General features: G+C 49.8%; 8 protein-coding genes. All 8 read right to left on the reverse strand.

What is annotated here, in order from left to right; genetic code table 11:
* Nucleotides 1-10 precede the first annotated feature (10 nt).
* A complete protein-coding gene (gene sdhC / locus NT002_07825) occupies nt 11-418 on the reverse strand; it encodes a succinate dehydrogenase, cytochrome b556 subunit (protein MCX6829176.1) in 408 nt (135 codons plus the stop codon).
* Between the two features lies 1 nt (nt 419).
* Nucleotides 420-785, reverse strand: coding sequence for a hypothetical protein (locus tag NT002_07830; GenBank protein MCX6829177.1), 366 nt, complete (start codon nt 783-785; stop codon nt 420-422).
* Nucleotides 786-958: 173 nt separating this feature from the next.
* Complete coding sequence (locus NT002_07835) at nt 959-1,735, reverse strand: MBL fold metallo-hydrolase (protein MCX6829178.1); 777 nt, start codon at nt 1,733-1,735, stop codon at nt 959-961.
* A gap of 12 nt (nt 1,736-1,747) precedes the next feature.
* Nucleotides 1,748-2,731: an aminotransferase class I/II-fold pyridoxal phosphate-dependent enzyme gene (locus NT002_07840; GenBank protein MCX6829179.1), complete on the reverse strand. Its 984-nt coding sequence runs from the start codon at nt 2,729-2,731 to the stop codon at nt 1,748-1,750.
* A gap of 116 nt (nt 2,732-2,847) precedes the next feature.
* Entirely contained in the window at nt 2,848-3,462 is a 615-nt protein-coding gene (locus tag NT002_07845; GenBank protein MCX6829180.1) for a hypothetical protein, read from the reverse strand.
* A gap of 24 nt (nt 3,463-3,486) precedes the next feature.
* Entirely contained in the window at nt 3,487-5,244 is a 1,758-nt protein-coding gene (locus NT002_07850) for a peptidylprolyl isomerase (GenBank protein ID MCX6829181.1), read from the reverse strand.
* A 93-nt stretch (nt 5,245-5,337) separates the two neighbouring features.
* Nucleotides 5,338-7,053, reverse strand: coding sequence for an ATP-binding protein (locus tag NT002_07855; GenBank protein MCX6829182.1), 1,716 nt, complete (start codon nt 7,051-7,053; stop codon nt 5,338-5,340).
* A gap of 44 nt (nt 7,054-7,097) precedes the next feature.
* Nucleotides 7,098-8,297: a type II secretion system F family protein gene (locus NT002_07860; GenBank protein ID MCX6829183.1), complete on the reverse strand. Its 1,200-nt coding sequence runs from the start codon at nt 8,295-8,297 to the stop codon at nt 7,098-7,100.
* Nucleotides 8,298-8,469: the final 172 nt, after the last annotated feature.

Genomic DNA, 8,469 nt, shown 5'->3' on the forward strand with positions numbered 1-8,469 from the left:
TCCGCCTCTCCTATATGCTCGGATAGTATCCGGATTGCATCTTCGGCCACTGCAAGATCACCGTAATAATCATTATGGCGACAAACAGCACGAGTTCAATCCAGAAAAAGACTTTGTGGGCACGAGACCATCCGAAGAAATCGCAGATCGAAATCCGGAGGCCGTTGAGCATGTGGAAAAATACTCCTGCGACCAGGAGTATCTCCAGAAAAGCGAAAAATGGATTCTGCACCAGACCCATTCGCTTATTGAAATCCTGATGCCCCGAAATGGCCGATGACAATACATAGGTGTGCATAATAAGATAGACAACCAGCCCGATGCCGGTGATTCGGTGAAAAAGATAAGCAAAAGTGCCAACATTCTTGTTCAAATTGGTGTCGATGTAAGCGTTCTTTAAAAACCCCTTGAAAGCCATCTTACACCCCCACCGCGAACAGGTTGATCAGGGTCATGGCACCGATAAAGATCAGCAGGATACCGATAACCCAGAATACAATCTTGGTGGTAACCGTGAAACCTCCCGAGGGACGGTAGTCGGCCAAGATGGCCCAGATACCGTTCAAGGCGTGAAACACGCAGAACGGCACGAATAATAAGTAGTACAGTTTCCACCAGAATGAGCCGCCCAAGCGCTGATTGACCACGGCGAAATCTATCAATCCTTCTCTATGCAGAAAATGATGCACATCAATATGCGTGAAGAGAAAGAATGCCAGAAAAAGCCCGGAGAATCTTTGCAGGAACCATGTCAGCAGGCTCTGATTTGAAACTCTTTCGGCCATAAGGCTCTCCTTACGACAAATAAACGGTTAACAAATTTCAGAGTCGAAAATAAAGACAACATTCCAGCTTTTGTCAAGCAATATATCAAAATAAGAATTTTGCTGCGGTATCGCTGAATGCAGACTCGCCTTATGACGCTTTTAAGACAGAACACGCATGACACATGATCCATTCAAAATCTGAAAGCAAAACCATCTTCCGCCACCATAATCTTTGTGCGGGTCTGCATCCCATTAATTGACAATTTCAATTGTTTGAGGACGTCATCGGACATATGGCTCAAAATCACATTATTTGGATTGCGTTCCTCCACAAGCTGGAGCAAAGCGGAAAATGCGATATGAGTTGAATCCACTACAAGCAGGTCGGTGCCCTCGATATAATTTCCGATATCTTCCAGAGTTCCGACATCGGCAGAATAGAAAATTTTAATATCTTCTTCACATCTGATAAGAAACGAGTAGGCTTCCATCCGATTGGGATAACCTGATTCCTTTATGATCTCCTCATTACTTTTGAGATGGTCGTTCATGATGGAGTCGACGATGACGGCACCTTCCAAGAAGGTCATTATCTCCGTTATCGGTCTCAATTGCAGCGGAAAGGGCAACTTTTCCCGGAAAAGATAAGCCGCGTCAAGATAACCGCCGATTTGTGTTATCGCCTCTGACGGCAAATAAACAGTTAAATCGGAAGTCCGCTTTTCCTGATGAAGAAGCTGAAGGAAAAGAGGCAAATCGGAAATATGGTCGGCATGAGTGTGGGAAATTATGACTGAATCGATTTCCCCGGGATCAAAACCATGCCGTAGCAACGAGGAAGTCACGCCGCTGCCACAGTCAAAAAGAATTAATCGATCGTCTAATGCCAGAATATGTCCCGAGCAGGCTCGCTCAACCGAGGGGATACCTGAGGAGGAACCAAGCACCGTCCAGGAAATAATGCTCATCGGCCCTCACTATCAGTTCAACCGTATCTGAGAAATTATCTCCAGCGCCTTGAGACAATCTTCTCGAGAGATATCCAAATGAGTCACAAAACGAAGACGGGTCTTCCCGAAGACGACGGCCAGGACGCCTTTCTCTCTGAGGATAGTGACCATTTCATCGGGTGTCCTGCCGGTTTTGGCGATATCGACAATCACGATGTTGGTTTCGACGCGTGAAAGGTCGCATTCAAAGCCTTTGATGTTTGCCAATCCCTCAGCTAGGAGACGGGCATTGCGGTGGTCGTCAGCCAAACGTTCGATATTATGCTCCAGGGCATAAAGCCCTGCCGCGGCCAGAATCCCCACCTGCCGCATTCCACCACCGAAGAGCTTTCGGTTGCGCCGCGCCTTTCCAATGAATTCTCGCGAGCCGATTATCATCGACCCGACCGGCGCCCCCAGACCTTTGGAGAGGCAGGCTGAAATCGAATCAAAGGGCGCCGCCCAATCTGACAAGGCAATACCGGTAGCCACACTCGCGTTCCAGATACGGGCGCCGTCAAGGTGCATCAGCAGGTCATGCTTGTCGGCCACGGTGCGAATTCGCCTGATTTCTTCCAGCGGATAGATAGTTCCGCCGTGACGATTATGAGTATTCTCTATGGTTACGATTTTGGTAATGGGGTGGTGAACATTAGGAGGCCGCACGCTGCTTTCGATCTGTTCGGCGGTCATTACTCCCCGCTCGGTCGAGATCATATTGACCAGCAGCGAAGAATGCACGGCCGGCCCGGATACCTCATAGTTAACCACATGACAATCGCGTTCACAGAGCAATTCCCACCCCGGTTCGGAGAGGGTTTTCAAGGCCACCTGGTTTCCCATTGTGCCGGAGGGTACAAAAAGGGAGGCTTCTTTGCCGAAAAGATCGGCCACTTTCTTTTCCAGCCGAATTACGGTCGGGTCGTCGCCAAAAACATCATCGCCTACCTCCGCCTCAGCGATTGCTTTTCTCATTTCCGGCGAAGGTCTGGTGACCGTGTCGGAACGCAGATCAATATATTTCATATGTGGAATATAAGTAATATGGCTCTCTCAAACCAGGGCAAAATGCAGCAAGGAGTCTGCTCCTCTCACATGCCCATCCCCGCATGCACCAGCTGCATAACCAGACCCGAAATAAGGGGGACCGAAGTGTTATCATCGACATGGAATGAGACGGCTTCAGTGACGGTCGCCGTAAGCGCGCCGATAAGACCTATCATCAGAGGAAGGTCGGGGACAATGAAAGCGATAATCATCGCCGCCGCCAAGAAAGCCAGCGACCCTTCAACCGACTTGGTTTTAAAGCGATGCCGTCCATACTTGCGTCCAATAATGGCCGCCGCCGGGTCGCCAGTCATGATAAACGTCAGGGCGGCGATCGCCTCCGGTTTGGCAAAGAGGGCAATGACAAAACATGAGGTTACCAGAATATAACTGGCCCCGGTGAAATCACCTTTCATCTCATGCTCACGGATAATCGGCGAAAGAAGCCCGCGAAGATAATACCAGAGCCTCCAATTCTTGAGCCGTCCGATGTCAATGAAGACCATGGCCAGAGATATGGGGATCATGATAGTAAGCGCTTCAGCCCTGGTCAGACCAAAGATGTAATACCCTCCGGGAATCACCAAAGCAAAGATATGAGTGAGTTTCCGAAGCAGTTCCCCTTTGAAAGTAATCTGATTAGGTTCCTTGTCCGACACAGTCTCCGCCCTGATCGAAAGGGATTATCTTCGCGCTTTCGGTGGAAGTTCTATCCTTTTCAGTTTTTCCAGGTGATATTCTATCCGGTGTCGTCCCAGAATCTCCTTTTCCCACCGGTCGTTCAGTTCCCTGGCATGTTCGATTCTGAGAGCATCGATGATAAGGCTTTTGACCTCGGTCAGAGGCTTATCATTCTTGCGATCAATCACTTTTATGATGTGATATCCCCACTCGGTTTTCACCGGGTGCGAAACATTTCCCCTGGCCGTCCCCCAGGCCGCCCGATAGAAATTCTCGGGCATTTCGCCAGGACCAATATAACCCAGATCGGCGGCCGCCACCCGAATTTCCTCTGCGCCGGGGTAGTACTGCTTGGCAAGACCCAGAAAATCAACTCCGGAAAGAGCCTGGTCCCGCAGGAATTCACCGAATAGAGAATCCTGCACAATTATATGCTGGACATAGATCGGTTTCTTGAAGGTGAATCGGTCAATATTCCTCTCATAATAATCGCTAATAAGACTATCAGAAGGCATATATTCGGGGTCCTGTCCGCCTTTTCGCACAACACCCATAGCGTACTTATGATAGAGCTGCTCTCTCTCCGCCAAGACTACCGGGGCATCGGCATACCCCAATTGCTGACCGGCCTGCATCGCCAGATATCTGTAAGCCTCACGCAGTAGAACCGCATGTTTTGCTTTCAACATCACCGAGTCTGCCGCGGGCTTAATTGAATACTGGTCAAAGATATCCCCCAGCCGATAAAAGGTTATCGTATCGATGCCATTGATAACGGCCGCCCAGGTTGTTTCCGGAACATGCCGGGCTTCCTTGAGCAGCGCCGAATCGTTAAATATGATTTTGGCCTGCGAAACCAGGGAATCAATGAAATACCTTGCCCTGCCGCCGGCCATTTCCGAGGCAAATTGCATCGAGACAGCGCCATATACCTCAGGAGTCAGCGGGGCCAGCCCTGCATTAAGATGGTCAATAACCTGGATAATATGCCACCCGTCACGTGATCGAAAAGGCTGCGACATCTCGCCGGGTGGCAGCGAAAACGCCTGTTCCTCAAATTCTTCATTGTAGGTATTGCGCGTGAAATATTCCAACTCACCATATTTATCGCCGGATTCCCGGTTGACGGAATATAGATAGGCCAGATTCCCCAGTACCTCGCCGGTATCGATACGAGCCCGCAGGCTATAGATCATATCTTTGGCGACAGAATCAAGCTGCTCCAAAGTATAATTCTTATATAATGAGGAATCCTTGCCATAGCGGAGCCCATCAGCCGAGATAACCAACTGTCGAGCATGGACCTGCTCCTTATTGCTGTATTTCTCGGGGTGAGCCCGGTAAAAACTATCCACCACGATCGAGTCCACTTTGATTGAATCGATGATATATTTTCGATAGAAATAGTTAAGAAAGAAATCATTATAACGCGCCTGAAAGATACGATAGAGGACGATATCATCGCGCAGATTGATTTTCCCGGCTTCCGTGGAGACCGCGGAATCGACGACAATTGCCTTAAGGGTGTCAAAAAAAGTGCTTGAATCGAGGATGCCGCCCTTTTCCAGCAGTTTTCCCGCAGCGAGACGTTCATAGAGCTTTGTGGCCGGAATCGTGACAGTGGAATCAATTGTGGCGACCGGGAAATCCTGCCTGGCAATTTCGGTGACCGTGACTTTGGAGGGCTGGCATCCGCCAAGCCACGAAATGGCTATGAAAAGAAAAGTTGTCGGGCCTAAAATAAATATTCTGGCTTTCATCTCATAAATTCCTATGTTTTTACAAATGCAAATTTATGGAATTTATACAACCTGACACCAAAAGCAAGCCCAAAAAACTCGAACCTTAGGCGGTTACGATAAAATCGCGATTTTATTGGAATTGGCGGCGGCCTGGGAATCCGGCTGCCCGGCACGTTTCCCCGGCGCCTGCCTGAAATGGAGTATAAAAGCGGTTCCCACTCCCGGGTGCGTGCGCACCTGCAGTTCGATGCGAAGGCTCTCGGCCAAACGCTGGACAATAGCCAAACCCAGTCCCGTTCCCTCTTTCTTGTTGGAAAAGAAGGGATCGAATATTTTGGGAATGGTTGACTTCTCAATTCCCGGGCCGTTATCAATCACTTGCAGCACAACAGATCTGTCCGGAGCTATTTCCAGCCAGACGGAAACTTCCCCTTTTCGTCCCTCCAGCGCCTCGCAGGCGTTGACGATCAAATTAATTAATATCTGCTTAATCTTATCTTCATCGCCGAAAATATAGATATACGAATCGGAGGCTGATAGCTTAAGAGTGATATCCTTATTGTATGCCGAGTGATGTCTTATCATTTCGAAGACATCGCTGACCAAACGGCAGAGTTCGACTTTATTGAAGACAGGACGATTGGCCCGGGCGTAAAGCAGAAAATCGGTCAGGATATTATTCAGCCGGCTCGATTCCTTGACAATTAATTGCATCAAGCGGCGATTCTCGCCGGAGAGATTCAATTCTGCCTGAAGAACCTCGACAGAACCTGAGATAGCCGCCAGAGGATTCCTTATTTCATGTGCAATGGCCGCCGAAAGCTCGCCGACCGCTGCCATTTTATCCGCCAAGCGGATTTTCTCCTCCAGCTTCTTGGTTTCCGTAAGGTCCTGAAAAATGGCAATGACACCGCGAATATTGTCGCATTCCTCTTCCAAGAGAGAAATAGAGACGCCCAGCGGAATAGAGCGGCCCTCCCGATTAATAATCTCCATCTCATTCCGGGGAGATCCTTTTCGAGCCCGCAGCACGCCCGACAGATTAGCGACCAGTTGCGGCATACGGCCGGAGAAAATCTCACGAAAATCTCTTCCTTTCACTTCCGACTCGGCAAAGCCCATAATCATCTCGGCGGCATGATTGAAGAAGATTACCCGACCGTCCGGATCGATGGTGACCAGGCCGGAGTTAAGGTGGCGGAGAATATCATTCGTATCCAGCTTGGCCTGCTTCAGGGCCTGTGAGGCGCTAGCCAGCTGAAGGTCTTTGCGCCTCAGTCGTTCGACCAGAAATCCCGAGATGAAAGCCACCAGATAGAAGATAAGGATATGAAGAAAGATATTATAGAAAGCAGCATCCTGGGTGGAGAATATGGTTTCCAGAGCGCGGCTGGAAGAGCCCGGCCCACTGCTTCCGCCAAGGCCGAACCAGATGATAAAGGCATATGAGAACGAAACCAGCGATGCTATGCCAAGTGTCCCGGCCAGCCGGTTGGCCAGCGCCGAGGAAATAATGGTCAGAACAAAGAGGCCTGAAAAAGCCGACTGAATATTGCCCGTGGCATAAATAATCCCTGCCTCAACGATTATCTCGGAAAGGGTTTGCAGAAAAGGAAGAACGTTGAACAGTGTTTTGGTCTCAAACCAGCGACGGAAAAGAAAAAGCACCGGCAGAAGCAAAGTCAAAAAGGAATAGGCAAAAAAAGGGAAACTCAAATAGGCCGGGTAACGCATCCAGAAGACAATGATCCCGGTGACAAGAATATAGGTGGTCAGGCGAAGCGATAAAAGCCACCCGGGCTTGAGGGCGAAGGGACTCGAATTCATATCAAAATGAAAGGGCGCCCGAAGGCGCCCCTGCTATGTCGTTGTTATCCTATCTTGCCGACAATATCGAACATTGGCAAATACATGGCAATCAATATGCCGCCGATGACAATACCCATAACCACTATAATGAGCGGTTCAATCATAGAGGTTAGAGCGCTGACCGCGGCATCGACCTCCTCATCATAGAAATCCGCTATTTTCTGAAGCATATCATCGAGACCGCCTGTTTTTTCGCCCACTGAAATCATCTGCGTCACCATCGGCGGGAAAACCCCGGTTTCCTTCAAGGGAGCCGTGATCGTATCACCCTGGGCAATTGACAGCACCGACTTTTTAATGGCATTGGCGATCACCACGTTGCCGGCCGTCCTTGCCGTAATCTCCAAAGCATCAAGGATAGAAACACCCGAAGAAAGAAGCGTCCCCAAAGTGCGGGTGAAACGCGCCACGGATGATTTGCGGACAAGATTTCCGAAGATCGGCGCCTTAATGAGGAAAGCATCAAACAGCGCTCGTCCCGTCTCCGTTCTCACCCAGTAGATAAAGCCGACCACGGCGCCAATCGATCCCAGAAAGAGGTGCAGGAAATATTTCTGGAGGAAATTGCTTATGGCCAGAATCACCAGCGTTGGTTTGGGCAACTCCGCACCCAGGCCGCCAAACATCTTGGCGAAAGTCGGAACAATGAAAGTCAGCATGGCGATAGTCACTACAACCGCCACAACGCAGATGACGGTCGGATAGACCATGGCGCCCTTGACCTTGCGAATAAGGCTATCGGCCTTTTCGCGATAGACGGCCAGACGCACCAGAATCGTGTCGAGTGCGCCGCCCATTTCACCGGCTTCCACCATGTTGGTATACAGATGGTCGAAAACCTTGGGATGGCGAGAGAGCGCCTCCGAAAGAGTGGAACCGCCCTGAACCGACTCTTTGACTTCGTTAATAATCCGGCAGAGTTCTTTACTTTCCATCTGGGTACTTAGAATTTCCAGACACTGCACCATCGGCAGTCCGGCTCCAATCATGGTGGCAAACTGCCGGGAGAAACGCGAAATGTCGAATTTCTTGATGCCGGACCCGAGCTTGATTTTCAGTTCCGCCGGTTTTTTGCGAATGCTCGCGACAAGAATTCGATTCTGGCGCAGGGCCCGCTCCTGTTCCTCGCGGCTTCCGGCCGACAATTCCCCTTGTACGGCCGCACCGGCAAGAGTTTTTCCTTTGTATTCAAATTCTGGCATACTCTTTTCCCTTTCCCGGCCGAGGGCTAAGCCATCTCCGGCGTTTTGCCCCGGGATAACATCTCATTCAATTCCTGCATATTCTAGCTGAAACTCATGGCGTCGCCGATAGTGATTTTCCCGGAATTATAATTCTCGGCCAGAGACTGATTCAGGGTTTTCATGCCGTACT

It is taken from the genome of Candidatus Zixiibacteriota bacterium, from assembly GCA_026397505.1.
GTDB lineage: Bacteria > Zixibacteria > MSB-5A5 > GN15 > PGXB01 > JAPLUR01.